This is a genomic window from Kitasatospora sp. NPDC052896, from assembly GCF_044547075.1.
Classification (GTDB): domain Bacteria; phylum Actinomycetota; class Actinomycetes; order Streptomycetales; family Streptomycetaceae; genus Kitasatospora.
In genome coordinates this window covers 1,282,263-1,308,198 of record NZ_JBITZU010000001.1, presented here as the reverse complement: position 1 = coordinate 1,308,198, position 25,936 = coordinate 1,282,263, and the positions used below count along the sequence as shown (strand labels likewise).

Below are 25,936 nucleotides of genomic sequence, written 5' to 3'. Positions count from 1 at the left end.
GTCCGCCGCGAAGGCCCCCGACGGCCCGGCCCTCCGCCTCCCCGGCGGATCAGTCCGAGAGTTCCCACAGCAGCCGGTAGTACCTGGTCCGCTCCGGGTCCGGCGCGACCCCGTAGGCCTCGAGCAACGGCTCCTCCCATCCCGGACCGTAGTTCCACCGCGTGCTCCAGGTGGCGATGGCGAGGTCGGCCCAGCGGTCGGCGACACCGAGCGCGCCGAGGTCGACGTGGCCGCTGCAGCTGCCGTCGTCGGCGATCAGGGTGTTGGGAGCGCAGGCGTCGCCGTGGCAGACGACGAGCCCGTCGACCGGTGGGACGTCGGCGAGCAGCCCGAGCGCACGCTCGACGGTACCGATCCGCCGAAGGTCCTGCGGCCAGTCGGCCGGACTGATCCGGCCCGCCGCCGCCCGTGACCGCGCCGCCTCCAGGCGCCGTCCGGCCGACCAGTCGAACGGGCAGTCCGCGACGGGCAGTTCCTCGTGCAGTGCGCGCAGTCCGACACCGATCGCGCGTACCGCGGTGCCGGGGTCACGCTTCCAGTGGTCGTCCACGGCCGTACGCCCGGGCAGGCCACCGGTCGCGATCCAGGACCCGGTTTCGTCCGCGCCCGCGTCGAGTACGCGCGGCACCACGGTGAACCCCACCGCCCAGCGCAGGCGCGCCACTTCGGCCGAGAGGTCGACACCGCTGCCGACCGGCGTCCACTTCACGAACTGCCGGGAGTCCCCTCGGCCGATCTGGAAGGTCAGGCCGCCGGGTTCGTTCCGCCAGACCGCCCGCACGGGCCGCCCGGACGCGAACTCGGTGACGGCCCTCGGGACTTCGACCGGTTCTCGCGGCGACGTGGCTACCATCCGGCCATTCTCGCCGGACCGGCCGGTGGTCGGCCAACCGTTCTCGGCCGACCGTTCTCGGCCGACCACCGGACCCCCTCGCCGGTGGCCCCCCGTCCCGGGACGGGTGTCAGGCGCCCTTGACCTTCTGCTGGAAGAGCGAGTAGTCGATCACGTCGTCGGCCGGGGGCGCCTGGACGGTGACGGGCTGGTTGAAGGCGCTGAAGTCCATCTGGCCGGGGCTGTCACCGCCGCTCTGCTCTATCCGGACGAGGTATGGCTGGCCCACGGTGGCGATGTACGCGGTGCTGGGCGTGGGGTCGTCGCTGTCGGTCTCGGTGAGGCTGATGGTCGGGACTCCGTCGGTGACACCGGTGGTGCCCTTGGTCACCGTGCTCTTCGACCCGTCGTCCTTGGTCATCTGGTTCATCAAGTCGCACATGGAGCCCACGTCCTTGAGGTCCGGGTCGTTCTGCCCACCGGTGAGCCAGCGGCCCTGGAAGAGCATCGCCATCGTGTCGCCGGCCTTCGAGTAGCCCTCCTGGACGGACATGCTCTTCCAGAACGTCGCGTCCGGCTTCATCCAGGTGTTGGATCCGGTGTGCAGGATCTCGATCGATCCGGTCGAGCCGATGGAGATGGTGCCGTCGCAGTCGCCCTGCTTGTCGGCCGTGATGTCTATCCCCATCTTCTGCCCGTCCGAGGTCATGGTCCCGGCGATCTTCATCGAGGAGAGCTGGCTCATCGCGGTCTTCGCCTGCGTCGAGATCTGCTCCGCGGTGAGCGAGTCGGTCGCCATGGTCGGGGTGGGGCTCGCGGTCGGCGAAGCGGGAGCCGAGGCGGAGACCGAGGCCGAAGCCGGGGCGACGGCCGCACCGGCGGTGGACTTGGCGTCCTTCTGCCCACCGCACGCGGTGGCCCCCGTGGCCAGGACCGCGCAGATGACAGCGGTTCGGATGAGGCGCTGAGAGGGCATGGGCTTCCTTCTGACTGAGGGTGTGCAAAGGCCTCCGCGGCGGCGAACGCGCCGCTGGCGGGAACAGTATGAGGCTCAGTGATCTCTTATCCGAATTTAATATCCGCTCGTCCTGCTGATCTCCACGCAAAGGGGGGGCGATGCACGCAATTCGGACGGACTCCGGTGGACGACGGGGGCATTCCGCCTGCTGACGCCCCGATCGGCAGCATACGAGTGATCACCGGCGTGGTGGCCGAGCAGGTGAGACGGGGAGCGGGCACGCTGGCCGACGTCACGTCCGCCTCAGCGCCGACCGCGCTCGTCGAACAGGATCCGCCCATGCGCCGCGCCCTTGCCGTTCTCGTGGGAGCCCTCGCGCTCACCTCGACCATCACCACCCTGCCCGCCTACGCCCGGCCCGCCACCGCCGCCAGTGCCCAGCACCGGGCCAACTCCGGTGCCGCCGGGGGCCTTCCGATCATCGGCGGCCTGCTCGGCGGCCTCTCGGGCGGCGGCGGTCTGCTGTAGACCGGCAGTGCCCAGGGCCCGTCGGCGACACCGTCGTCGGCGGGCCCGGTCCGCTGGTCGACCTCAGCTGGTCCGACCTCAGCTGGTCGACGCGAAGGCGTTGAGGCCGGTGAGCTCGGCCGAGAGCGCCCACAACCGGGCGGCCTGCTCCGGATCGATCGCGTACTCCCGCACCCCACTGGTCAACACGGCGTCACCAGAAGCGATCCCGGCGACCTCGCAGTCCTCGCAGTAGAGCCCGCCGAGGCCCGCGAGGCGCGGGGAGGTCGCCGCCCACGCCTGGGTCGCCGCACCCTGGGCGGGCGTCTTGAAGCCACCCATCGCCCAGTTGCCCGCCTCGTCGAGCCAACCGGCGGCGGCCATCTCCTCCCTGGGGACGTGCCGGGCCAGCTCCGTGACGATGGCGCCGGGGTGGACCGCGAATGCCCGTACGCCGAACTCCCGGCCCAGCGCGTCGAGTTGCACGGAGAACAGCGCGTTCGCCGTCTTCGCCTGCCCGTACGCCCGCCACTTGTCGTAGCCGCGCTCGAACTGCACGTCGTCCCAGCGGACGCCGGAGAGCTGGTGACCGTTGGACGACACGGTCACCACCCGCGCCCCGCCCGCCGCGATCGCCGGCCAGAGGCGGTTGACCAGCGCGTGGTGACCGAGGTGGTTGGTCGCGAACTGCGCCTCCCAGCCCGGTCCGACCCGGGTCTCCGGGCAGGCCATGATCCCGGCGTTGTTGATCAACAGGTCGATGGTGCGACCGTCGGCGAGGAAGCGCTCGGCGAAACCACGGATGCTGGACAGATCCGAGAGGTCGAGCTCATCGACTTCCACACCGCGAATCCCCGCGACCGCCTCCAGCGCGACCGCGGGACGGCGGGCGGGCACCACGACCCGGGCCCCGACCTCGGCCAGGGCCCTGGTGGTCTCCAGCCCGAGACCCGAGTAGCCGCCCGTGACGATCGCGAGCCGCCCGGTGAGGTCGATCCCGCGCAGGACCTCCTCGGTCGTGCTCTGAGCGCCGAAGCCGGACCCGATCGCGTGCTGCTGATTCGTCATGCCTTCGACGCTAGGAGCTGGAGCGCGCTCAAAGTCAAGCCTCGCGACCGGCACCGGGACGACGGCCACCGGAACGGGTGTACGGACGGGCGTCCGGGAGGCCGCCGCGGCACTCCGGCGGGAGACTGCTGACCGTGTCCCCAGCGCCCGCGGTACCCCCGGCACCACCAGCGACCCCGGCCCTCGTGCTCACCGAGGAGGACGCGGTCGAGCTCCTCGCCTACCTGCTCTCGGCCGCCCGGATCCAGCTGGACGAGGCGGCCGAGTACGCGCCGCTGCGGTTGCTCACCGCGGCGGGCCGGCTGGCCGAGATGATCGGCCCGCGGGCCGGCGCCGGGCTGCACCCGTTGCTGGACGAGCTCCGGGAGGGGGTCGGGGAGACGGCCGTCCGGGCCGGCGACCCGGCCGGCTACCCCGAGCGGCTCGACGCGCTGTGCCGGGCACTGGCCGAGTACCTGGTCGCCCGGCTGGACCTGGACGAGACCCTGTGAACGACGCCGTCCTGCAGGCGATCCGCACCCGCCGCGTGGTCCGCGCCCTCACCCCGGACCCGGTCGCGCGGGAGGACCTGGTGACCGTGCTCGACAGCGCCCGCCACGCCCCGCACGCCGGCAACCGCCGGCTGCACCGCTACGTCGCCGTCACCCGCCCCGCGCTGCTGCGCGCCCTGCGGATGGTCTCGCCGGGGATGCTGCAACGCCCCACGGCCGCGATCGTGGTCTGCGTCGACTGGGCCCGGGTCAGCGGCTACGGCTTCGCCGCGACCAGCCCGGGCCCGCACGTCGACGTGGGCACCGCCACCGCGACCATGCTGCTCGCCGCGCACGCCGTCGGACTGGGCGCCGGGCCGGTCACCTCGTTCAGCCGGGCGGCGGTCGGCACGCTGCTCAACCTGCCCGAGCAGGTCCGCCCCGAGCTGATCATCTGCCTCGGCCACCCGGCGGCCGAACAGCCGCCCCCCATGCGGCGCCGGGACGGGACCGCCTGGGCGGACGTCATCCAGTGGGACCGCGGCTGAACCCGCGCGTGGCGCGACCGCACCCGTCCCGCGCCCGAGCGGCCGACGCCCGGGGATCGGGGATCCGGGGACGCCATGCGCGGCCCTAATTTGATTATCGTCCCACTAATTAATTCTCCTTGATTACCTCTCATCTCCTGCGCAATACTCTGCAGGCGAAAAGAATTCGCCCATCCTCCCTTCCCGACTCTCCCTGCCCGCCTCGCAACGGCACCGGGCAAACGTGTGCCCGCGCGCAGATTTCCTTCCGTGCAGTCCCCCCTCGGAGAATTGAGGCAGCACCATGCGCAGGACTCGACTCGGACTCGGCCTGGCCTTCGGACTGGGCGCCCTCTCCTGGGCCGTCGCCCCCGCTGGAACGGCACAGGCCCTCCCCGTCCCGCACAGCGCCGGCCAGCTGCTCCCAGCTGCCGGTCCGGCCGCCGGGGCGCGGGTGGTCGACCTCCCCTCCCTCGCCCAACTCCCGACCGGTGGTCGCAGGTTGGTGCAGAAGCCGGCCACACCCGCGAGCCCCGAGACCACGTACCACACCACCGCGTTCACCAACAACGACGGCAACGAGTGTCTCGACGGCGACACCAACACCATCCCCCACGGAAACGGCGCCAAAGTCCAACTCTGGGCCTGCAACGGCTGGTCCAACCAGAACTGGTACTGGACGCCGGTCGCCGGCATGCCCGTCGGCTACTACACCATCCAGAACGGCGACGGCGGGATGTGTCTGGACGGCGACACCAACACCATTCCCAACAACGGCGCCAAGGTACAACTCTGGGGGTGCAACGGCTGGAACAACCAGAGGTGGTACTGGAACGGCTCCAACCTGCAGAACGCCGACGGTGGGGAATGCCTGGACGGCGACACCAACACCATCCCCAACAACGGTGCCAAGGTACAACTCTGGGCCTGCAACGGCTGGAACAACCAGAAGTGGACCTGGCACTGAGCGACTGATCCCCCGGTCCCGCCCCCGTCCGGGTGACAGATCGGCGCGGCGGCGGGTGCTCCCCTTGGCCGGCACGCTTGTGTGCTCACCTTTAGTAGCCCTCCGGTCACCACGACCGGCCAGGACAGAGGGGTCAAGGAGAGGGGTAAGGACTGATGAAGAGCACGCTCGGCAAGACCCTGCTCATCGCGGTCGGCGCGCTGGTGATCGCCGGCGTCGCCGCGCCGGCCTCGGCGCAGGTGGTGGTCGGCGGTGGCAAGGAGGGCGTCGCGACCGCCAACCCGCCGGTCGTGGCAGGCGCGGAGCAGGGCTTCGCGGCCACCGACCACACCTTCGCGGGCGGCGCCAAGCAGGGCTGGGCGACCAGCACCGCCACCGGCGGCGGCGAGGCGGGCCTCATCCACCTCGGGTGAGGGCGAGCACGGAGCAGGGGAGGGTTCCGCCGCGACGGCGGAACCCTCCCCTCGCTCACTCGGCCGGCAGGTGCTCCACGCCCGGCCCACCGCCCACGGTCGGCCCGGCCTGCGGTGCGCGCCGGGCCGGTTCGCGTCCCGGCGGCTGGCTGAGCCGCTCGACCACACCCGGCTTGGTGGTCCGCCGCTCCTGCGGCTCGCCGACCACCACCACCAGTTCCTCCCCGTCGTGCGAGATCCGCAGCTGGGAGCCCTCGCGCAGGGTGTAGGTGGTGGTGTCGTGGGTGATCCGGACGTGCAGCAGGTGGTTCCGGACCCGCATCGAGAACGCCAGGCTGACCAGACCGGCGGGAAGCCGCGGCCGGAAGGAGATCAGCCCGCCGTGGTCGCGCAGGCCACCGAGCCCGCCGACCAACGCTATGCACGCGCCCGCCAGCGAGGCCATGTGCAGCCCGTCCCGGGTGTTGCCACCCAGGTCGTGCAGGTCCATCATGGCGGCCTCGGCGGTGTAGTCGTAGGCCAGGTCGAGCTGGCCCACCTCGGCCGCGATCACGGCCTGGGTGCAGGCCGAGAGCGAGGAGTCGCGGACCGTCAGCCGCTCGTAGTAGGCGAAGTTGCGCATCTTCTGCTCCGCCGTGAAGGCGTCGCCGCGGACCTGCATCGCCATCACCAGGTCGGCCTGCTTGACCACCTGCTTCCGGTACAGGTCGAAGTAGGGGTAGTGCAGCAGCAGCGGGTACTTCTCCGGCGGGGTGCCCTCGAAGTCCCAGACCTGGTGGTCGGTGAAGCCGTCCGCCTGCGGGTGCACGCCCAGCTTCTCGTCGTACGGGATGTACATCGCGTTGGCGGCGTCCCGCCAGGCGGCGGTCTCCTCGGTGTCCACTCCCAGCGCGGCGGCCTCCTGCGGGTACCGACGGGCCGAGTCGGCGGCGGCGAGCATGTTCGTCTGGGCCATCAGGTTGGTGTAGACGTTGTTGTCCGCCACCGCGCTGTACTCGTCCGGCCCGGTGACGCCCTCGATCCGGAACTGGCCGATCGCGTCGTGGTGTCCGAGCGAGCGCCACATCCGGGCCGTCTCGACCAGCAGCTCCAGCCCGTACTCCCGCTCGAAGTCGACGTCCCCGGTGGCCCGGACGTAGCGGGCCGCCGCCACCGCGATGTCGGCACCGATGTGGAACGCCGCGGTGCCGGCCGGCCAGTACCCCGAGCACTCCTCGCCGCGGATCGTCCGCCACGGGAACACCGCGCCCTGCAGGCCGAGTTGGGCGGCCCGCTCGCGGGCCAGCGGCAGCGTGGTGTGCCGCCAGCGCAGTGCCTGGGCGACCGCCGCGGGCAGCGAGTAGGTGAGTACCTGCAGCACGAAGGTCTCGGTGTCCCAGAAGCTGTGCCCGTCGTAGCCGGTGCCGGTCAACCCCTTGGCCGGGATGGCCCGTTCCTCGCTGCGGGCGGCCGCCTGCAGCACGTGGAAGAGCGCGAACCGGACCGCCTGCTGCAGCTCGACGTCGCCGTCGATCTCGATGTCGCTGGAAGCCCAGAACTCCTCCAGGTACGTCTTCTGTTCGGTCACCAGACCGTCCCAGCCGGAGTAGCGGGCCGCGGTGATGGCGGCCTCCACCTGGTCGCGCACCGCGGGCAGCGAACGGGTCGCCGACCAGCCGTAGCCCAGGAGCTTCACCAGGCGCAGCTTCTCGCCGGGTTGCAGCACCGCGGTCACGCTGACCCGGGCCTGGTCGGGGCGGCTCTCCGAGGTGACGCTGACCCCGTCCGGGCCGTGGATCACGTGGTCCATGCCGGCCGCCACCCGCAGCCCGCTGTAGCGGGTGCGGTGCACCAGGGTCGCCCGGGTCTCGGTGGCGTGGTGCGACTCGGCCACCAGCGGGGCCTCCAGCACCGCCGAGGCGCGCGGGTCGCCGTCCGAGGCCGGCAGTTGCTCGTTGGCGACCAGCTCGGACTGCAGCACGATCCGCACCGCGGCGCCGACCGCCTCGACCTCGTACTCGATCGCGGCGACCGCGCGCTGGGTGAGCGAGACCAGCCGCCCGGTGCGGATCCGGATGGTCCGCCCGGCCGGCGACGTCCACTCCGCCTCGCGCCGCAGCACGCCCTCGCGGAAGTCCAGCGACCGCCGGTGGCCGTGCAGGTCGCCGTAGCGCAGGTCGAACGGCTCGTCGTCGACCAGCAACCGGATGATCTTGCCGTTGGTGACGTTGATGACGCTCTGGCCGGACTCGGGGAAACCGTAGCCACCCTCGGGGTACGGCAGCGGGCGCAGCTCGAAGACCCCGTTCAGGTAGGTCCCCGGCAGGCCGTGCGGCTCGCCCTCGTCCAGGTTGGCGCGCAGGCCGATGTGGCCGTTGGAGAGCGCGAAGATGGACTCGCCGCGGGCCTGGCCCGCCAGATCGAGCCGCTGCTCGGTGACGCCCCACGGATCGACCGCGAAGCCTTCCTGTGCGGTCATTCGGCTGCCCCCTCGATGAGTTGGGAAAGATCGTCGACCACCAGGTCGGCGCCGTGCTGCCGCAGCTCGGCGGCCTGGCCGGTGCGGTTGACGCCGACCACCGCGCCGAAGCCGCCGGCCCGGCCGGACTCCACCCCGGCCAGCGCGTCCTCGAAGACCGCCGCCCGCTCCGGCGGGGTGTTCAGCGCGCGGGCGGCGTACAGGTAGGTGTCCGGGGCCGGCTTGCCCGGCAGGCCCTCGCGCCTGGCCACCGTGCCGTCGATCACGACGTCGAAGAGGCCGTCGATGCCGGCCGCCTTCAGCACGTCCCGGCAGTTGGCGCTGGAGGAGACCACCGCGCGGGGCAGGCCGAGCACCCGCAGCCGGTGCACGTACTCCACCGAGCCCGAGTACGGCTGGACGCCCTGCTCCTGGATCATCCGCAGCACCAGGTCGTTCTTGGTGGTGCTCAGCCCGTACACGCTGCGGGTGCCGGGCGGGTCGTCGGGACTGCCCTCGGGCAGCTTGATGTCCCGGGAGGCGAGGAACGAACGGGTGCCGTCGAGCCTGGGTTTGCCGTCCACGTACCGGTCGTAGTCCTGCACCGGGTCGAACGGGACGAACTCCTCGTCGGTCCGGCGGGCCTCCTCCCGGAGGAAGGCGTCGAACATCGATTTCCAGGCGGCGGCATGGACCTTGGCGGTCTGCGTCAGCACTCCGTCGAGGTCGAAGAGGAAGGCGTGGATATGGTCCGGTAGCCCCAGCATGCTTAGCAGTCTGGCCGAAGACGCCCGGCCCCGGGCCGATTCGCGACGGCGCGTCGTAGCTCGTTCGGTCCGGGCCCGGAGCCGGGGCGGCCCGGCACGGGCGCCGGGCGGGCGCGTACCGTGGCACCGGCACGGCCCGCTCACCGCAAGGAGCTACCCCCATGACCTCCCACGACGACCTGGTGCTGGCCCGTAGGGACGGCCGGGTGGGCCGGCTCACCCTCAACCGCCCGCGCGCGATCAACGCGCTCGACCACGCCATGGTCAGCCGGCTGGACGCGGTACTGGCCGACTGGGCGCGGGACGACGAGGTCGCCGCCGTGGTGCTCACCGGCGCGGGCGAGCGCGGGCTGTGCGCGGGCGGCGACATCCGGTTCTTCCACGACGACGCCAAGCTCGGCGGGGACGCGGCGCGCGCCTTCTTCCGCGCCGAGTACCTGCTCAACCACCGGATCTCCGGCTACCCCAAGCCCTACGTCGCGGTGATGGACGGGCTGGTGCTCGGCGGCGGGGTCGGCGTCTCGGCGCACGGCTCGGTCCGGGTGGTCACCGAGCGCTCCGGCGTCGGAATGCCGGAGACCACCATCGGGTTCGTCCCCGACGTCGGCGGCAGCTGGCTGCTCGCCCGGGCGCCCGGCGAGCTCGGCACCCACCTGGCACTGACCGCCGGGCGGATGACCGGTCCGGACGCGGTGTACTGCGGCTTCGCCGACCACTACCTGCCGTCCGACCGGCTGCCGGCCTTCACCGCCGCGCTGGCGGACACCGAACCGGCCCGCGCGGTGGCCGAGTTCGCACTGTCCGTGCCCGCCTCGGAGCTGGCCGGGCAGCGCGACTGGATCGACACCTGCTACGCGGCCGACACCGTCGAGGAGATCGTCGCCCGGCTGCTGGACAGCGGCGTGCCCGAGGCCAAGGAGGCGGCCGGGCAGATCGGCACGAAGTCGCCGACCGCGCTCAAGGTGACGCTGGCCGCGCTGCGTCGGGCCCGCCGGCTGCCGTCGCTGGGGGCGGCGCTCGACCAGGAGTACCGGGTCTCCTGCGCGGGGCTGACCGATCCGGACTTCGTCGAGGGGATCCGTGCCCAGGTGGTCGACAAGGACCGGAACCCGCGGTGGAAGCCGGCCACCCTGGCGGAGGTGGGCGCGGCGGAGGTCGAGCGGCACTTCGCGGGGCTGGGCGCGGCCGAGTTGGGCCTGGGCTGAGTCCCGCCGTCGCCCCCACCGCCGTTGTCGGTGGGGGCGACGACACTTGCTGGTGAAGCGGGTTGCAGGGACGCGGGCCGGGCTGATATCCATTTCGCTGGGAAATCGCTCACTAGTGACTGATTTCCCGTGAATTTGGCAGGGATTGACGTTATGTGAAGCTTTCACGCCGAACGGGGGATGGCTTGTGAAGTTCGATATGGGAAGTCAGACGCTGGCGACCCTGATCAAGCACACCCAGGGATCGAGTGACGACCTGGGCACGCTGATCAAGCAGTTGATCGCCGCGGTGCAGCCGCTGGAGGGCAAGTTCAACGGCGCCGGGCGGATCGCCTTCGACTCGTTCAAGTCCCGCGCGGACCAGATCACCGCCGATCTCAACGGCTCGCTGAGCGCGATCCTGGGCGGTCAGGGTGGCATGAACCAGTCGTTCAGCAGCGGTGACACCGAGATGTCGGATACCGCTCGTTCCACCATGGGCGCGGCCAACTTCGACGCGGCCAAGTTCTCCAGCTGCTAGGAATCACGGGGGAATTCGAAATGGCGAACACGGATCGGCGCAGTTACGACACCGCTGCCTCGGGCGAGGTGCAGGGCAGCCTGCAGGGGATCATCGCCCGGCTGGAAGCGGTGATCAACGAGCGTGACCAGGCGGTGAAGGCGGCGATGGCCGACTTCCAGGCCGACGGGGTCTCCGACCAGTACCAGGGCAAGGAGCAGCGCTGGAACCGGGCCGCGACCGAGGTGCGCGGGATCATCAACCTGGTCAAGGGCACGCTGGAGAAGAACGACGGGACGGCGCAGCAGACCCTGTCGCGCGCCAAGTCGGCCGTGGACGCGATCGGTTGACCCGTTCGCGGGTGAGGCTCGGGTGATTCACGGGGGAGCGTTTCGTGGGACAGTGGGACATCGATCCAGCCGGTGTGGGCAGCGTGCTGAGCAAGACCGGTACGGTCGCCGACGGTCTGGCCGGCCAGGCCAAGTCGTACGGCGAGCACCTGCAGAGCGCGGCGACGTCGGCCGGCGGTCTGAGCCAGGGCGGCCAGAGCGGCAGCGGCGGCGGCAAGGGCGGTGGCAGCCAGGGCCCGGCGGGCCTGGTCGCCGTCGCGCTGGCGCAGTTCGCACAGGCGGTGGACGGGAAGCTGAACTTCCTGGCCGACCGGACCGGCAAGTCGATGCAGGGCGCGGTGGACGCGACCAAGGCGTATCTGACGGGCGATCTGCAGATGGCCCAGGACGCGCAGTCGGCGGCACTGGCCGACCCACCGATCGCCACCACCCCGCCGGCCGGCGGCAAGGCGCCCGCCGGCGGGAAGAAGCCCGGGAAGTGACCGGTTCGGACGACGTTCCGCGGTGGCAGCAGTGGCGGCGGCAACTCCGGTGGTCACGATGACGGTTCGGGCGGCGGCCACGACACGGGTCGAGCGGATCGAACAGAGCCGGCCCGTGGGCTTCCCGGCCGCGGAACCCGGCGTCCACCACGACGTCCGGGCCTGGTACGCATTCGCCGGAGATCCCCGCTCCGAGATCCGGCGACGCGCTGCTCCGCGCCTCGCGGCCGCGTTGGAGAAGCTCGACCCGGTGCTCGGCGTACCGGCGGTTCCCGGCGGGCCGACGCACTTCGGCGTCGCGGAGGGCTACCGGATCCATCCGTCGGAACACCCGCGGGACGGGCGCGGACCGGACCGCGCCGACGAGCTCTGACCACCGCCGACCACGACACCCGAAGCAGGCGATCCCTCGAACATCGGCATGTTGGCTCAAACGATTCTGGATTGGTGGCATTCGCAGTGAGCGCGACGTTCACCGAAGCCGTGACGGGGCGCCCGCTCGCCGTCGAATGGTCGGACCTGGAGGAACTGTGACGGCCCGGGACTTCGACAGCCAGCTGCTGGAGTCGGTGTCGGTCCGCCGCCGGCGGCTGCGCGACGCGCTGCTGCACGGTGCGATGCGGACCCGCCGCTCGACCGACGAGCAACTCGGCAAGGTGTTCGGCGGGGTCGCGCTGGCCGCGGTGCTCTGCGCGGGGTGCGTCGGCTGGTCCTTCGTCGAGCACCGGCTGCTGCACCGGACCACTCCTGGCACGGTCTCCTCCACACCGTCCCCGACCACCACCGGCTCGACCACCACCACGATGACGGGTAGCAAGAAATGATCAAGGTAGGAGGGGAACGCCCGGCCGGACTGAGCCGGGTGACCCTGGTCGGCACCGGGCGGCGGGTCGACCTGCTGCTGCCCTCCGACGAGCCGGTCGGGCTGTTGCTGCCCGAGGTGTTGCCGCTGCTGAACGACCAGGCCGCCGCCCGGCCGATGCTGCGCCACCTGGTCACCACCGACGGCACCGTACTCCCGCAGGACACCACGCTCGCCGACGCGGGCGTCACCGACGGCGCGGTGCTGCGGCTGGTGCGGACCCAGGACGCCCCGTCGGCGCCGGTGGTGCACGACGTCACCGACGAGGTCGCCGACGATCTCGACCTGCGCGCCTGGCGCTGGCGCCCGAAGGTCCGCCGGCCGACCGCCGGCCTGGTGGCCCTGGTCCTGGCGCTGACCGCCGGCCGGATCGCGGTCGCCGACCTGGGCGCGGCGACCGCCGCCGGCTGGCTGCTCGGCGCCGCCGCCGTGCTGGCCGTCGCCGGTGTGCCGGCCACCCGGCTGCTGGGCAACCGCGGCCTGGGCACCACGCTGTTGATCGGCGGCGGCGTGCTGGGCCTGCTCGGCGCCTGGACGCTGGCCGACGCGCAGGGCTGGCCACCGGCCGGGCGCTGGGGACTGCTGGCCGGAGTGGCGGTGCTGACCCTGGCCCTGCTGGGCCTGTTCTCGCCGATCGGGCGCGGCGGGCTGATCGGCGGCGCGGCGGTGCTGGCGCTCGCCGTGCTCTGGGAGGTCACCGCCGCGCTGCTGCACGGCGCTCCGCACCCGCGCGGGCAGGCCGAGTTGGGCGCGGTGCTGGCGGTCTGCTCGGTGGTCGCGCTCGGGGTGCTGCCGCGGCTCGCGCTGGTCGCCGCCGGGCTGACCGGGCTGGACGACCGGCGGGCCGGCGGCGTCTCGGTGAGCCGGCACGCGGTGACCACCGCGCTGGCCGCCGCGCACCGCGGGCTGGCGCTGGCCACGGTGGCCGGCGCCGGGTCGGCGGCGGCCGCGGGCTGGCTGCTGGTCTCGGTGCGCGAGCCGTGGACCGTGCTGCTGGCCGTGCTGACCGCCGTGGTGCTGCTGGCCCGGGCCCGGGCCTATCCGCTGGTGGCCGAGGTGGGCACGCTGCTGGCGGCGGCCCTGGTGCTGCTGGTCCGGCTGGTCACGGTCTGGCCCGACCCCGCGCACGGGAGCGCCCACACCCGGCTGGTCGTGCTCTGTCTGCTCGTGCTGCTCCCGCTCGCGGTGCTGGCCGTGCAGCCGCCGGAGCACGTCCAGGTCCGGCTGCGGCGCGCCGCCGACCTGGTCGAGGCCATCGGCATCGTGGCCCTGTTCCCGCTGGCAGTCGGGGTGTTCGGCGTGTACGCGCGGCTCCTCGGCGCGTTCTGAGAAGGGGAGGACCCGTGTCCGACGACTGGCAGCGTTCCCTGTTCGGCGACCTCGGCGGTGCCGCGGCGCCCGCACCCGTACCGGCGGCCGTCCCGATGGACGGACCGATGGACGGACCGATGGACCGGCCGGCGCACGGACCGGCCGCGCCGGCCCAGGCCGTGCCGCCCGCCGCCCGGTTCGCCCCGCGGCTGGCGAAGGTCGAGCCACCCAGCCCGGTGCCGACCCTGGACCCGGCGCTGGGCCTGGTCCGCGGCAAGCCCCGGAGCGGCGACTCGGCGGCCGTGCGGACCGGCCGGGCACTGCGCCGGCTGCTCTCCTCCTCGGCCGCCCAGGAGGTCGAGCGGGCCGCCCGGTTCGCCCGGGAGATCCAGCAACCGGTCACCACCGGCCGGCAGATCGCGGTCACCAGCATCCGCGGCGGCGCCGGCAAGACCACCGTCGCCGCGCTACTGGGCGCCACCTTCACGCACTACCGCCGCGACCCGGTGCTGCTGATGGAGGCCGAGCCGGCGCTGGGCTCGCTGCCGATCCGGGCCGGTGCCCAGGAGCTGCGCTGGACCTTCGACGACCTCGCCCAGCTGATCACCCCGTCGATGCCGTTCGACCAGGTGCTCGGCTATCTGACCAAACTGCCCGAGGGCGGCTGGCTGCTGCCCGGCAGCCGGGGGCAGATCGGCGCCCGGCTGGATCTGGCCACCTTCCAACAGGTCGCGGTCGCGCTGCGCCGGTACTTCGCGATCACCGTGCTGGACTGCGGCTCGCTCCCCGGCGAGCTGGCCCGCAGCGCGCTCTCCGCCGCGCAGGCCCGGGTACTGGTGGCACCGGCCAGCGTGGAGGGGGTGACCAGCACCCACACCGTGCTGAGCTGGATGAGCGGCCTGCCGCGTCCGCTGCTGCCGACCACCGTGGTGGTGCTGGCCGAGACCACCCCGCACCCGCGGCTGGACCTCGCCGCCGCCAGCGCGCACCTGCGGGTCGAGGGCGCCGAGGTGATCGGGCTGCCGTACGACCGGCACCTGGCGGCCGGCGGCCGGATCGACACCGCCCGGCTGGCCCTCGGCACCCGGGAGCGGACCAGCCGGCTCGCCGCCGAGCTGCTCAACCGGGCCGTGCGCGGGTGACCATGCCGACCGTCGTCAGCTCACCGCCCGCGCCCGCGCAGCAGCCGGCGCAGCGGCGCGGGCACCTTGGGCCGGCCGGTCAGCCGGCCGAAGCGCAGCTCGTACAACCGCTCCTCGGCCCACCAGAACAGCCGCTCGTCGCAGCGGTCCGCGGCCACCCGGTGCGCCTCGCCGACCTGCTCGGCCAGCTCCCTGGCCGCCACGGCCAGTTGGTCCGGGACCACCGGGCAGAGCAGCAACTCCCCGTACCGGGGCAGCCCGAGCAGCACGCCGTACGGGCACGGACCGGGCAGGAACCGGTCCAGGCCGAGCAGCGCGCTGGTGGCGAACGGGCTGCCGGCCCGGCCGACCGCCCAGACCGGCGCCCCGCCGGCCGGCGGCCGCTCGGCCAGCGTGAAGGCGGGCAGCTCGATCCGCAGCGTGTTGGCCAGCGCGTGCCCGCCCGGGTCGGCCAGCACCAGCCGCTCGGCGCGCTCCCGGCTGAGCCGCCCACCGTCCGCGTGGTCGAGCACCACCACCAGGTCCAGCAGCTCGCCGTACGCGGTGCAGAGCAGCCGCCGGCGCTCCGCCGCGGGCAGCCGGGGCGCCACCTGCACCCGCAGCAGCGTCTCGACCTCGCCGAGTTCGCGCCGTTCCCGGACGGCCTCGGCGACCTGCCGCCGCTTCTCGGCGAGCCAGTCCTGCACCCGACTGGGCCAGGTGTGCTGGGGCAGGTCCGCGCAGATCGCGACGATCCCGTCCAGGGAGACGTCCGCGTGCGCGGCGTCGACCAGCAGCACCAGGCGGCCGCTGTCGGCGTCGAGCATCGCGTGCGGCGCCAGCACCGGCAGCAGGTCGGCGACCAGCGCGCGGACCGCCGCCGCGATCTCCCTCTGAGTACTCATCCGCTGTTCCTATCAGTGAGCTGGAGCCGATGACCACCCGGCTGGTCCACCGTCCCACCCGTACCACACGTCCCCTGGTGCACACCGAGCCCAGGGTCGTCGAGGCCCCGCCGAACCTGCCCGAGGGCAAGGCCGGCGGGCTCGCGCAGGCCCTGCTGCCGGTGCTGGGGGTGATGAGTTCGGTGGTGATGATGGCCGTGGTGCGCAGCGGCCAGTACGCCGCGATCGGCGCGGTCACCCTGGTGGTCACCCTCTGCGGCACTCTCGGCATGCTCTTCTCCCAGCGCGGCAAGGCGCAGCGCACCCGGCGTGCCCAGCGCGAACGCTACCTGGAGTACCTGGAGCGGCTGCGCGAGGAACTCGCCGCCGAGGAACGGGAGTTGCGGGTCACCGCACGGTTGCTGGCGCCGCCGCCGGAGGGGCTGTACGACCTGGTCCGCGACCCGGCCCGGCTCTGGGAGCGGCGCCGGACCGACCCGGACTTCCTGCAGGTGCGGATCGGCACCGGCGAGCTCCCGGTGCGTCCGCTCACCCTGGCCGGCTCGGGCTCCACCGTGCTCACCCCGACCGACCCGTTCATGCTGAACGAGGCCCGGGCGCTGCTGCACCGCTTCGGCACCGCGACCGACCTGCCGCTGCCGGTCCCGCTGGACCGGGTCGGCGACGTCAGCGTGGTCGGCGAGCGCGCCGACGTGCTGCGGGTGGCCCGGACGCTGCTGGTGCACGCGGCGGCGGCGCACGCGCCCGACGACCTCCGACTGGCACTGGCCTGCCCCGGCGACCGGCTGGCCGACTGGGAGTGGGCCAAGTGGCTGCCGCAGCTGCTCGATCCCGAGCAGTGGGACGGCCCGGTCAGCGCCCGCCGGATCGCCCCCGACCTGGCCGCGCTCGCCCCGCTGCTCGGCGACGACCTGCGCCGGCGCGCCTCCTACGCGGCCGAGGCCCGGCGCGGCCTGACCGGCGGCGGCGACGCCCGGGCGCTGACCGCCCGGCTGCTGGTGGTCAGCGACGGCCACGGCGGCACGGCCGGCGAACTGCCGCGCCCCGACGAGGCGGTGGGGCTCGCCGAGATGGGCGTCACGGTGCTGCACCTGGTGACCGAGCGGGTCGCCGAGCCGGGTCAGGTGGCGGTCCGGCTCACCGTGGACGGCGACCAGGTCACCGTCGAGGACCTGCGCGGCGAGCAGCCGCTGACCACGCGGGGCACGGTGGACGAGCTCTCCCCGGCCGGCGCCGAGGGCCTGGCCCGGCTGCTCGCGCCGCTGCGACTCTCCGCCGACTCCGCCGCCGAGACCGGCACCGCCGGCCCGGTCGACTTCACCGGCCTGCTGGGCGCCCCGGACCCGGCCGCCCTGGACTTCCGCCGGCTCTGGGCCGCCCGGGGCGAACGCGCCTTCCTGCGGGTGCCGATCGGCGTGAACGACGCCGGGCAACCGGTGCTGCTCGACCTCAAGGAGTCCGCCGAACTGGGCATGGGCCCGCACGGGTTGTGCGTCGGCGCGACCGGCTCGGGCAAGAGCGAGCTGCTGCGCACCCTGGTACTCGGGCTGCTCGCCACCCATCCGCCCGAGGACCTCTCGATGGTGCTGGTCGACTACAAGGGCGGCGCGACCTTCGCGCCGTTCGAGCAGGTCCCGCACGTCGCCGGGGTGATCACCAACCTGGAGAACGACGCCGGCCTGGTCGAGCGGGTGCACGCCAGCCTGGCCGGCGAGGTGCAGCGCCGCCAGCAGGCGCTGAAGGACGCGGGCAACATCGCGGACATCTCGCACTACCGCGCGCTGCGCGACCCGCGGCCCGACCTGCCGCCGCTGCCGCACCTGCTGGTGGTGATCGACGAGTTCGGCGAACTGCTCACCGCCAAGCCCGACTTCATCGAGCTGTTCCTGTCGATCGGCCGGATCGGCCGGAGCATCGGCGTGCACCTGCTGCTCTCCAGCCAGCGGATCGAGGGCGGCCGGCTCAAGGGGCTGGACACCTACCTCTCCTACCGGCTCGGGCTGCGCACCTTCTCCCCCGAGGAGAGCCGGACGGTGCTGGAGACACCGGACGCCTTCCACCTGCCGCCACTGCCCGGTTTCGGCTACCTCAAGGTCGACACCAGCCACTACGAGCGGTTCAAGGCGGGCTTCGTCTCCGGCGCGTACCGCGGCCCCGCGCGACCGGAGGCGGCGCCGAGCGGGCCGCGGGTGCTCCCGTACCCCGCCTACAACCTGCTCGGCGAAGGCGCGGACGAACCGGGGACGGCGAGCGACGGGGACGCTCCGGCGATGCCCAAGCGCGCCCTGGGCCCGACCGTGCTCGGCCTGATGGTCGACCAACTGCGCGCCGCCGCCGAGCCGGTGCGCCGGATCTGGCTGCCGCCGCTGCCGACCGCGCTCACCCTGGACGCGGTCGCCGGGCCGGTGGAGATCGGCTACCGGGGCATGCAACTGGCCCGCCGGGCCGGCGCCCTGCAGATCCCGCTGGGGCTGCTGGACAACCCCGCCCGACAGTGGCAGGGCCGTTGGAACGTCGACCTCACGATGGCCGGCGGCCACCTCGCGGTGATCGGCGGTCCACAGTCCGGCAAGACCACGCTGCTGCGCTCGCTGGTGCTCTCGCTGGCGCTCACCCACACCCCGGCCGAGGCCGGCGTCTACGGCGTCGACCTGGTCGGCGGCGGCCTGCAGGCGCTGGCCGGGCTGCCGCAGGTCGGCGGGATGGCCGGGCGGGCCGACCGGGAGCGGGTCCGGCGCACGGTCGAGGAGGTGCACGGCATGCTCGCCGAGCGTGAGGCGCTCTTCCGCGAGCACGGCATCGACTCGGTGGACCAGCTCCGGGCCGCCCGGGCCGCCGGCCGGGTGCCCGAACTCGGCTCCACCGACGTGGTGTTGGTGATCGACGGCTTCGGCGCGCTGCGCGACGAGTTCGACCTGCTGGACGACCTGGTGACCGACCTGCTGCAGCGCGGCGGCGGTTACGGCATCCACGTGGTCGCCGGGATGCTGCGCTGGAACGACGTGCGGATCGCCGCCCAGGCCACCTTCGGCAGCCGGATCGAGCTGCGGCTCAACGACCCCGGCGACAGCAGCATCGACCGCCGACTCGCGCAGACGCTCCCCGCCGGGCAGCCCGGACGCGCGCTCACCGACGGGCAGTTGACCGCCCAGGTGGCGCTGCCCCGGATCGACGGGCTGGCCGCCGGCGCGGATCTGGGCCCGGCGCTGGAGCAGGCGGTGCTGGCGGTCCGGTCCGCCTGGACCGGTGAACTCGCCAAGCCGGTGCGGGTGTTGCCCGCCCGACTGGACGCCGCCGGACTGCCCGGCCCGGCCGCCGAACCCCGGCGGGTGCCGATCGGCCTGGACCAGAGCACCCTCTCCCCCATCCCGCTGGACCTCTTCGAGCGCGACCAGCACCTGCTGGTGCTCGGCGACAACGAGTGCGGCAAGACCAACCTGCTGCGGCTGATCGCCCGTGGCCTGGTCGACCGGTACTCCCCCGACCAGCTGGTCTTCGCCGTGATGGACCCGCGGCGCGGGCTGCGTGACCTGGTCCCGGAGGAGTACCAGGGCGGCTACGCCTACAACACCAAGATCGCCGGCGGGCTGGCCACCGGCATCGCCACCGAGCTGGCCAAGCGGCTCCCGGACGAGACCGCCGACCCGCGGGTCCTCGCCGAGGGCTCCTGGTACAGCGGCCCTCGGGTGGTCGTGGTCATCGACGACTACGACGTGCTCACCACGGCCGGCCAGACGCCGCTGGCACCCTTCCTGCCGTTCCTGCCCTCCGCACCCGACATCGGCCTGCACTTCGTGGTCACCCGCCGGGTGGCCGGGGCGTCCCGGGCGCTGTACGACCCGTTCCTGCTCACCCTGCGCGAGAGCGGCACCGCCGGCCTGGTGATGCGCGGCGACCGCGGCGAGGGCGAGCTCTTCCCCGGCCTGTACGCCGCGGCCCAGCCGGCCGGCCGGGGCGTGCTGGCCCGCCGCGGCGAGCCGCACCGGCTGGTCCAGACCGCCCTCTGCACCCCGACGGCACCCCAGGAGGGCCCGTGACCAAGGACGTCATCGCCCTGACCCGGCAGCTGCCGGACGCCCGCACCCTGCTGGCCGCCCTGCGGGCCGCCGGGCCCGAGCTGCGGCTGCAGACCATCGCCGACGGCGCGGTGCTGCAGCTCTGCGACGAGCGGGGCCGGCCGCTGGTCTCGGTCGAGTCGCCGATCCTGCTCCAGGTGCCGGGCGAGGCCGAACGGCTGCTCGGGCCCGCGGCGGCCGGGGTGCCGACCCCCGGCTGGTGGGTGGAGGCCCGTGCCTCCACCGCCGCCACGGACGCCGAGCGGATCGCCGGAGCGTTCGCCGGGCGGCTCGCGGCCGGGCTCGACGGGCGGGTCTGGCCGGCGGACGCGGTCCCGGACCCCGTCCCGGACGCGGTGGCCCCCGCGGTCGCCGTCCCCGCCGCCGCGCCGGGTCACCCGGCGGTCGACGTGCTCACCGAGCGAGTCGCCGTGGTCATGCAGGACCGGCCGATGGTGGCGCTGACCTCCTGGCTCGCCGACGCGGTACGGGCCTGCCTGGCCGAGGGCCGAGGCCTGCAACTGGTCACCCCCGGCGACACCGTGCTCAGTCTGCCCACCCGGATGCTGCTGACCGGCCGCGACTCCCGCTGGGTGGTCCGGGACGAGTCCGGCGGCTACTACGACGGTCTGTCGGGCGCGGTGCTGCACTGGACGGACGGCGCCTTCCAGCCGGTGGCCGCCGGCCCCGACGGCCGGGTGCCGGTGGCCGCCGCCTTCACCGCCGCGGCTCCCGCCGACGGCACCCAACTGGTGCTCTCCCTGCGCACCCTGCACCCCGCCGACGAGCAGCTGGTGCTGGGCGGCGCGGTCGAGGCCGCCTGGCGCGCCCTGACCGGCGCGCCGCCGGCCGGCTGGGGCACCGCCGAACCGGTCGGACTGCCCTGGTCCGCCGCCGAGTTCACCGAACTCGCCCACCGGCGCTCGCCGCGGGCCACCCTGGCCCTCCTGGTCGGCGCACCCGACCGGCCCGCCCTGGCCACCGTCCGGGTCGCCCGCACCACCGAGGGCGTCGAGGAGGACATCACGCTGGTCATCGGCCACGGCCCGGACGAGCAACCGCCGCTCGCCGCCCTCCCGGAGCTGGCCGCCGAACTGACCGGCTCGCACCGGGTCCGCTCGCTGCTGGCACAACGCCGCACCGGCCGCCGCGACCTCGGCGTGCCCGCGCGGTTCGAGTCGATCCCGGTCCCGCTCTGCTTCGCCCTCGGCCCGGACGCCGTCCAGCAGGTCGGTCTCTCGCACGCCCGCCGCCCCCCGATCGCCGCCACCCCGCGCCCGCTCGGCCCCGCCAACCGCCCCGGCCTCCTCTACCCCCTCGAGGGCCATGGCGGCGGCGCCCCCGGCCCCGCCTGGACCGCCCTGGAACAGCTGCTGCGCCACCTCCGACGAACCCGCCGCGCATGACGGAAGCCCAGGTCGGATGCGATCCGACCTGGGCTCCCCAAGTGGGCCGCCAGGGGTTCGAATAGCGGCTCCCACCCGGTCCTGCTTGCGACTCATCACACCGCCTTAAAGCGCAGTCATTGCGTTTAAGGGCGGGCACTTCGGGGTCGGACGGCGCGTGGGCCGGGCCGGCGGGTTCCGGGCCGGCCCACGCGCCGTGCTCAGGCCACCGGCGCGAGCGCTCGGGCGGGCTGTGTCTGCTCGTGGGCGTGGCCGACTCGCAGGAGCGCGCGCTCGCCGAGTGGTCGGCCGAGCAGTTGCATTCCGATCGGCATGCCCGCCGAGTCGTGGCCGACCGGGATGGACAGGGCGGGCAGCCCGGTGATGTTGGCGGGGGCGGAGAGGCGTACGAGAGCGTCGGAGACGCCTTCGACCGTGCCGTCGGGCCAGGTGACCGTCGCCTGGTCGGCCGCGGACGCCGTCATCGGGACCGTCGGGGCGGCGATCACGTCGACCGTCTCCAGGACGCGCGCCCATTCCCGCCGCATCAGGGTCCGGGAGCGCTGGGCGCGCAGGTAGTCCCCGGCCGTCATCAACTCGCCGGCCTCCAGGAGGACGCGGACGTCCGCCTGGTACAGCTCGGGCACCGCACGCAGGGTGCGCTCGTGGTAGGCGGTGGCCTCCGGCACCATCAGTCCCCACTGGGTGGGCTGGATGTATCGGGTCATCGGGATGTCGACCTCGACGAGCCGCGCGCCGAGGGCTTCCAGCTGCCCGATGGCGTGGCGGACCGCGGCCTCCACCTCCGGGTCGAGGTGGTCGAAGTAGTAGGTGCGCGGCAGGCCGATCCGCAGTCCCGTCAGGTCCGTGCCCGCGCCGGGCCGGTAGTCCACGGCGGGGGTGGCCAGCGAGGCGGGGTCTCGCGGGTCGTGCCCGGCAAGTGCGGTCAGTACCAGGGCCGCGTCCTCGACGGTGCGGGTGATCGGGCCGACGTGGTCCAACGACCAGGACAGGGACGTCACGCCGTGGCGGGGGACGAGACCGTAGGTCGGCTTGAGGCCGACGACGCCGTTGAGCGCGGCGGGCACCCGGATCGATCCGCCGGTGTCGGTGCCCAGGGCGAAGGTGGCCGTGCCCGAGGCGACGGCGACGGCGGACCCGCCGCTCGAACCGCCGGCCACCCGGCCGCGGTCCCAGGCGTTCCTGGTCTGCGGGGTGGTCAGGCCGTAGGCGAACTCGTGGGTGTGCGTCTTGCCGAGCAGGATCGCACCGGCCGCCGTCAGGCGCGCGGCGACCGCGCTGTCGGCCCGCGCGCGGTGATCGGCGCGCACGCGGGAGCTGGCCGTGGTGGCCCAGTCGGCGACGTCGATCAGGTCCTTGAGTCCCATCGGGATGCCGTGCAGGGGCCCGCGGTGACGGCCGTGGGCCGAATCGTGCTCGGCCGCGCGCGCCGCCCGGCGTGCCCGCTCCGCGTCGACCGTGACGTAGGCGTCGAGGAGCGGCTCCACCTGTTCGATGCGGCCGAGGAGCGAGTCCACCAGTTCGACGGGGGACAGCCGCCGGGTCCGGATCGCCTCCGCGGCGGCGGCGAGGGAGAGTTCATACGGCTGCATCGTGCGTCTCCCCTCCCGCGCGGTAGGCGCTGGCCGGCGGGGTGTCCCCGAAGTCCAGCTCCCGCAGGACCGCGACGACGGCGTGGATGTGGTCGGCGGTGGCCGCGACCACCGCATGACGGTCGGTGGGCAGCGCGAGCCCGGCCCGGGCGGCCCAACGGGCCGCCTCCGGCGGCGTGAGCTCGACGGCGGTCAGGGACGTTGACATCGACGTCCTTCCGGATCGGGGTGGGAGCAGCAGAGCGCACACCCGCACCAAAAGCTAACGATTTGCTTTAGTTGACTGTAGGCTCTCCGACGCCTTAAAGCAAACAGATTGCGTTTACCGCAGGGCAGACGGCCCTCACAGACGTCTGCTCCCACTCCATCGCCACCACACCGGGCGAGGAGCGCTGACCGCCCGGCTGCCGGCCGAGGCGAGGGCACGGCAGCAACGCCATCGCCTCCGACGCCGGGTGTCCCGGCACGGTCCCCCGGGCACGGTCACCGAAGGACGCCCAGTCCGCCACCGCACCCGGCGCTGATCCACAGTCCGCTCACGCATCGCTCGCGCGGACGGCCCGAAAACGCGGCAGCACCCCGGCCAAGGCAACTAGCCGGGGTGCTGTGCTGCAGGTCAGAGGGGGTGTAACCCCCTCGCCGTACGTGGGCCGCCAGGGGCTCGAACCCTGAACCTACGGATTAAAAGTCCGCAGCTCTACCGATTGAGCTAGCGGCCCGGGCAGCCGGGCCGACCACCGTGTAGGTGGTACGGCACCTGCCGGGGAGATCCTACCCGGTGATACCCAGGGCTTGGCCAGTGCCTTTCCGTGCCGCGCCGGAGCGACCGTCAGGCGGCGGTCAGGTGGGCCCGGCGGACCCGGCGGAGCCAGTCCTCGACCGCCGGCTCGTCCGGTTCCGGCGGGAGCGCGCCCGGGCGGTCGAAACGGCGCTCGGCGTCCGCCAGCAGTTCGGCCGCCGGCCCCGGGTCGCGCGCGAAGCGTTCCCCGTCGGCGCGCACGCGTTCCGGATCGGCGAGCGCGACCCGCAGTTCGCCGATCTCGTGCAGCCCGGTCCCCTGCTCCAGCAGCCGGACCAGGTGCCGGGCGTGCTTGGCCCGGCGCGCGGGGTCCGCCCGCTCCTTGTTCAGCAACTTCCTGAACTGCTGGGTGGCATAACCGAGATACGCGCTCCGTACCGCCGGCGCGCTCAGGAAGGCCCGTCGCAACCCGATCAGCTCGTCGCCCAGCGCCGTCCTGACCTCGTACAACTCGTCGGGCAGCCAGACCAGTTCGGAGACCGTCGGATTGCCCGCCAGGGCCAACCGGCACCACTTCGCCGCCTCGTGCCAACTCCGGTCCGGTGCCGTGGTCACCCGCGACTCCACCGGCCGGCACAGACCGTGCAGCTCCTCGGTCGGCACCGCGAAGACGCCCAGCCGATCGACGTCCGACCCCGCGCGCGCCAACCCGTACGCGGTCGACCCCACCACGCCCGACAACAGAACGCGCATCCCAGCCCCCCTCTTTCCACTCCAGTCTCGGCCGGCCCCACCCCCGACCGCGACCCATTAACGGCCGGCGGGAACCGTGGGGGCGCCCGGGAGGTTTCCCTGGGGCAGACAGACGTGTGCGGATGTTGAGGAGAGCGGCATGGCGAAGGGCATCAGTACCGCGGTGGCGGCGGCCGGGCTGATCGGCGGTTACGGGGTCGCGCGGTGGAGCGGGCGGCGGGAGGCGGGCGGTGCGGTGCTGGCAGCGGCGGGTGCCGCGTCCGCCTACCAGTGGAAGCGGCAGAGCGGGACAGCCGCCGCGGTGGCGTTGACCGGGCTGTACGTGGCGGCGTTCGGCGGGTCGCACCCGCTGGCGAAGAAGATCGGCGCCTGGCCGTCGGTGCTCGCCGTCACGGGCGTGGTGGCCGCGGCCTCCGCGGTGGTGCCCGCCAGGCGGTGACGCCACCGCTCAGGGGGTGAACCGCCGCTCGAAGGCGGTGCGGTTGGCCGAGGGCTCGGCGCGGTCCCAGACGGCGAAGACCACCCGCTCGAAGGCCGCGCCGTAGGACCCGAGGGCCGCCGCGAAGGCCTCGGCGACCTCGGCCGGATCGTTGCGGAAGACGCCGCAGCCCCAGGCACCGAGCACCAGCTGCCGGACACCGTGCCGGGCGGCCACCGCGAGAACCCGGGCGGCGCGCTCGGCCAGGACGTCGGCCAGGTCGACCGGGGCATCCGAACGCAGTTGCAACTGGCCGGCGTTGGGCGCGGGCGAGGTCAGGAACGAGACCTGCCCCAGCCCGGCCGCCAACTCGCCGCGGTCGTCCCGGATCACCGGCACGTCGGGGCTGAAGATCACCCGATGGCTGTACCGAAGATCGGCGGAGGCCCGGTGCGCCGCGTAGTAGTCGGGGGCGGCCAGCAGGCAGTGGTACAGCAGGGCGCTGCGGCAGAGGTCCTCCTCCTGGGCCTTCGCGCCACGCAGGTAGCCGCCGCCGGGGTTGCGCGCCGAGGCGAAGTTGAGCACCCCGACCCGGCCGGCGGCCCCGTCACCGGCTCCGGCCAGCCGGCGGGCCGCCGACATGCTCCCCTCCGCGGTCACCTCGACCACCGGCGCCCCCGGCCCGGGTACCGGCTCGGCGGCCAGCAGCCCGGCTAGCCGCTCGGGCGCGTACGAGACCGTCCCCGCCCGCGCCGCGGCCAGCCGCGCCGCGACGTCCACCACCGCGCCGCCCGGGGTCCGGTAGCTCCCCCGCTCGGCGATCTCCTCGTTCTCCACCGCTGTCCGGTGCAGTCTGCTGCTCATGCGCCCGACGGTACGCGCGCCCGGTGCCGGCCCGCCACCGAATTGTTCTCAGCCGGAGAACAACTGCCGGCGCGAAAGCGGCGGGCCCGCCCCACCGAAGTGGAACGGGCCCGCCGAGGGTTCGACCTACCGGTCGTCAGTTCTTCCAACGCGGCTTGCGGTCGCCGCCGTTGAAGCTACCGCCACGGCTGTCGCGGTCGCCGAAACGGCCGCCACGGCTGTCCCGGTCACCGTACGAGGAGCCACCCTGCGGACGACCGCCGGAGCGGTGGTCGTCCCGACGGGCGAACGGCCGGCTGCTGCCGCCGCCGCGGTTGTCCCGGTCGCCGAAGGGGCGGGCCGGACGGTCACCGAACGAGCGGCCACCACGGTCGTCGCGGTCCCGGCCACCGCCGAAACCACCACGGTTGTCCCGGTCCCGGTCACCG

Annotated in this window: 26 protein-coding genes, 1 tRNA gene and 1 pseudogene; 16 read left to right on the top strand and 12 right to left on the bottom strand. The window is 73.7% G+C overall.

The window, feature by feature from the left end:
• Window positions 1-49: 49 nt before the first annotated feature.
• Both ACIGXM_RS06055 and ACIGXM_RS06050 read right to left on the bottom strand, forming a co-directional pair.
• Entirely contained in the window at window positions 50-853 is an 804-nt protein-coding gene (locus ACIGXM_RS06055; protein ID WP_396557224.1) for an aminoglycoside 3'-phosphotransferase, read from the bottom strand.
• Between the two features lie 109 nt (window positions 854-962).
• Window positions 963-1,808, bottom strand: coding sequence for a hypothetical protein (locus ACIGXM_RS06050; protein ID WP_396557222.1), 846 nt, complete (start codon window positions 1,806-1,808; stop codon window positions 963-965).
• A gap of 321 nt (window positions 1,809-2,129) precedes the next feature.
• Here ACIGXM_RS06050 and ACIGXM_RS06045 point away from each other — a divergent pair, with 321 nt between their 5' ends.
• Entirely contained in the window at window positions 2,130-2,318 is a 189-nt protein-coding gene (locus ACIGXM_RS06045; protein ID WP_396557220.1) for a hypothetical protein, read from the top strand.
• Between the two features lie 78 nt (window positions 2,319-2,396).
• Here ACIGXM_RS06045 and ACIGXM_RS06040 read toward each other — a convergent pair whose 3' ends face one another.
• Window positions 2,397-3,365 carry an SDR family NAD(P)-dependent oxidoreductase gene (locus ACIGXM_RS06040; protein WP_396557218.1) on the bottom strand — a complete coding sequence of 323 codons (969 nt, stop codon included), beginning with the start codon at window positions 3,363-3,365 and terminating at the stop codon, window positions 2,397-2,399.
• 134 nt (window positions 3,366-3,499) lie between these two features.
• Here ACIGXM_RS06040 and ACIGXM_RS06035 point away from each other — a divergent pair, with 134 nt between their 5' ends.
• The 4 genes from ACIGXM_RS06035 (at window position 3,500) to ACIGXM_RS06020 (ending at window position 5,742) form a co-directional block, all read left to right on the top strand.
• The gene (locus ACIGXM_RS06035; RefSeq protein ID WP_396557216.1) at window positions 3,500-3,856 is read left to right on the top strand and encodes a DUF6092 family protein; all 357 of its coding nucleotides are present in this window, start codon (window positions 3,500-3,502) and stop codon (window positions 3,854-3,856) included.
• Complete coding sequence (locus ACIGXM_RS06030) at window positions 3,853-4,383, top strand: nitroreductase family protein (RefSeq protein ID WP_396557214.1); 531 nt, start codon at window positions 3,853-3,855, stop codon at window positions 4,381-4,383. The genes ACIGXM_RS06035 and ACIGXM_RS06030 overlap by 4 nt, the downstream gene beginning before the upstream one ends.
• Before the next feature lie 283 nt (window positions 4,384-4,666).
• Window positions 4,667-5,329 (top strand): RICIN domain-containing protein, encoded by a 663-nt coding sequence (locus tag ACIGXM_RS06025; protein ID WP_396557212.1) that lies wholly within the window; start codon window positions 4,667-4,669, stop codon window positions 5,327-5,329.
• A gap of 155 nt (window positions 5,330-5,484) precedes the next feature.
• The gene (locus ACIGXM_RS06020) at window positions 5,485-5,742 is read left to right on the top strand and encodes a hypothetical protein (RefSeq protein WP_396557210.1); all 258 of its coding nucleotides are present in this window, start codon (window positions 5,485-5,487) and stop codon (window positions 5,740-5,742) included.
• 55 nt (window positions 5,743-5,797) lie between these two features.
• Here the strand turns inward: ACIGXM_RS06020 and ACIGXM_RS06015 are convergent, their stop codons facing one another.
• On the bottom strand, window positions 5,798-8,200 hold the full coding sequence (locus ACIGXM_RS06015) for a glycoside hydrolase family 65 protein (protein ID WP_396557208.1): 2,403 nt from the start codon (window positions 8,198-8,200) through the stop codon (window positions 5,798-5,800).
• Entirely contained in the window at window positions 8,197-8,946 is a 750-nt protein-coding gene (locus tag ACIGXM_RS06010) for an HAD family hydrolase (protein WP_396557206.1), read from the bottom strand. Before ACIGXM_RS06010 ends, ACIGXM_RS06015 begins: the two co-directional genes overlap by 4 nt.
• A gap of 161 nt (window positions 8,947-9,107) precedes the next feature.
• Between ACIGXM_RS06010 and ACIGXM_RS06005 the strand changes: the two genes are divergently transcribed.
• From ACIGXM_RS06005 to ACIGXM_RS05970, 8 genes are all read left to right on the top strand, one after another.
• Window positions 9,108-10,151 (top strand): enoyl-CoA hydratase/isomerase family protein, encoded by a 1,044-nt coding sequence (locus ACIGXM_RS06005; protein ID WP_396557204.1) that lies wholly within the window; start codon window positions 9,108-9,110, stop codon window positions 10,149-10,151.
• Between the two features lie 187 nt (window positions 10,152-10,338).
• Window positions 10,339-10,671 carry a hypothetical protein gene (locus tag ACIGXM_RS06000; protein ID WP_396557202.1) on the top strand — a complete coding sequence of 111 codons (333 nt, stop codon included), beginning with the start codon at window positions 10,339-10,341 and terminating at the stop codon, window positions 10,669-10,671.
• A 20-nt stretch (window positions 10,672-10,691) separates the two neighbouring features.
• Window positions 10,692-11,000 carry a pore-forming ESAT-6 family protein gene (locus ACIGXM_RS05995; protein WP_396557200.1) on the top strand — a complete coding sequence of 103 codons (309 nt, stop codon included), beginning with the start codon at window positions 10,692-10,694 and terminating at the stop codon, window positions 10,998-11,000.
• 44 nt (window positions 11,001-11,044) lie between these two features.
• Window positions 11,045-11,482: a DUF6507 family protein gene (locus tag ACIGXM_RS05990; RefSeq protein ID WP_396557198.1), complete on the top strand. Its 438-nt coding sequence runs from the start codon at window positions 11,045-11,047 to the stop codon at window positions 11,480-11,482.
• A 58-nt stretch (window positions 11,483-11,540) separates the two neighbouring features.
• Complete coding sequence (locus ACIGXM_RS05985) at window positions 11,541-11,855, top strand: hypothetical protein (protein ID WP_396557196.1); 315 nt, start codon at window positions 11,541-11,543, stop codon at window positions 11,853-11,855.
• A gap of 136 nt (window positions 11,856-11,991) precedes the next feature.
• The gene (locus ACIGXM_RS05980; RefSeq protein ID WP_396557194.1) at window positions 11,992-12,306 is read left to right on the top strand and encodes a hypothetical protein; all 315 of its coding nucleotides are present in this window, start codon (window positions 11,992-11,994) and stop codon (window positions 12,304-12,306) included.
• On the top strand, window positions 12,303-13,673 hold the full coding sequence (gene eccD, locus ACIGXM_RS05975; protein WP_396557192.1) for a type VII secretion integral membrane protein EccD: 1,371 nt from the start codon (window positions 12,303-12,305) through the stop codon (window positions 13,671-13,673). The genes ACIGXM_RS05980 and eccD overlap by 4 nt, the downstream gene beginning before the upstream one ends.
• A 14-nt stretch (window positions 13,674-13,687) precedes the next feature.
• Window positions 13,688-14,797, top strand: coding sequence for a hypothetical protein (locus ACIGXM_RS05970; protein WP_396557190.1), 1,110 nt, complete (start codon window positions 13,688-13,690; stop codon window positions 14,795-14,797).
• Window positions 14,798-14,817: 20 nt separating this feature from the next.
• Here ACIGXM_RS05970 and ACIGXM_RS05965 read toward each other — a convergent pair whose 3' ends face one another.
• Window positions 14,818-15,681 (bottom strand): hypothetical protein, encoded by an 864-nt coding sequence (locus ACIGXM_RS05965; protein ID WP_396557188.1) that lies wholly within the window; start codon window positions 15,679-15,681, stop codon window positions 14,818-14,820.
• Window positions 15,682-15,710: 29 nt separating this feature from the next.
• Between ACIGXM_RS05965 and eccCa the strand changes: the two genes are divergently transcribed.
• Together eccCa and ACIGXM_RS05955 are read left to right on the top strand one after the other, a co-directional pair.
• Window positions 15,711-19,718, top strand: coding sequence for a type VII secretion protein EccCa (gene eccCa / locus ACIGXM_RS05960; protein ID WP_396557187.1), 4,008 nt, complete (start codon window positions 15,711-15,713; stop codon window positions 19,716-19,718).
• Window positions 19,715-21,142: a DUF6177 family protein gene (locus ACIGXM_RS05955; RefSeq protein WP_396557186.1), complete on the top strand. Its 1,428-nt coding sequence runs from the start codon at window positions 19,715-19,717 to the stop codon at window positions 21,140-21,142. The genes eccCa and ACIGXM_RS05955 overlap by 4 nt, the downstream gene beginning before the upstream one ends.
• A 200-nt stretch (window positions 21,143-21,342) precedes the next feature.
• Here ACIGXM_RS05955 and ACIGXM_RS05950 read toward each other — a convergent pair whose 3' ends face one another.
• The 4 genes from ACIGXM_RS05950 to ACIGXM_RS05935 all read right to left on the bottom strand — a co-directional run bounded on the left by ACIGXM_RS05950 (window position 21,343) and on the right by ACIGXM_RS05935 (window position 24,226).
• Window positions 21,343-22,734 (bottom strand): amidase, encoded by a 1,392-nt coding sequence (locus tag ACIGXM_RS05950; RefSeq protein WP_396557185.1) that lies wholly within the window; start codon window positions 22,732-22,734, stop codon window positions 21,343-21,345.
• Complete coding sequence (locus ACIGXM_RS05945) at window positions 22,721-22,930, bottom strand: hypothetical protein (protein WP_396557406.1); 210 nt, start codon at window positions 22,928-22,930, stop codon at window positions 22,721-22,723. Before ACIGXM_RS05945 ends, ACIGXM_RS05950 begins: the two co-directional genes overlap by 14 nt.
• 450 nt (window positions 22,931-23,380) lie before the next feature.
• A tRNA-Lys gene (locus ACIGXM_RS05940) sits at window positions 23,381-23,453 on the bottom strand.
• 110 nt (window positions 23,454-23,563) lie between these two features.
• Window positions 23,564-24,226, bottom strand: a complete 663-nt coding sequence (locus ACIGXM_RS05935) for a DNA polymerase beta superfamily protein (protein WP_396557183.1) — start codon at window positions 24,224-24,226, stop codon at window positions 23,564-23,566.
• 139 nt (window positions 24,227-24,365) lie between these two features.
• Between ACIGXM_RS05935 and ACIGXM_RS05930 the strand changes: the two genes are divergently transcribed.
• The gene (locus ACIGXM_RS05930) at window positions 24,366-24,665 is read left to right on the top strand and encodes a hypothetical protein (protein ID WP_396557181.1); all 300 of its coding nucleotides are present in this window, start codon (window positions 24,366-24,368) and stop codon (window positions 24,663-24,665) included.
• A 9-nt stretch (window positions 24,666-24,674) separates the two neighbouring features.
• Here ACIGXM_RS05930 and ACIGXM_RS05925 read toward each other — a convergent pair whose 3' ends face one another.
• Together ACIGXM_RS05925 and ACIGXM_RS05920 are read right to left on the bottom strand one after the other, a co-directional pair.
• Entirely contained in the window at window positions 24,675-25,508 is an 834-nt protein-coding gene (locus ACIGXM_RS05925) for a TIGR02452 family protein (protein ID WP_396557179.1), read from the bottom strand.
• 136 nt (window positions 25,509-25,644) lie between these two features.
• A pseudogene (locus tag ACIGXM_RS05920) lies at window positions 25,645-25,936 on the bottom strand (RNA helicase); the annotation flags it as partial.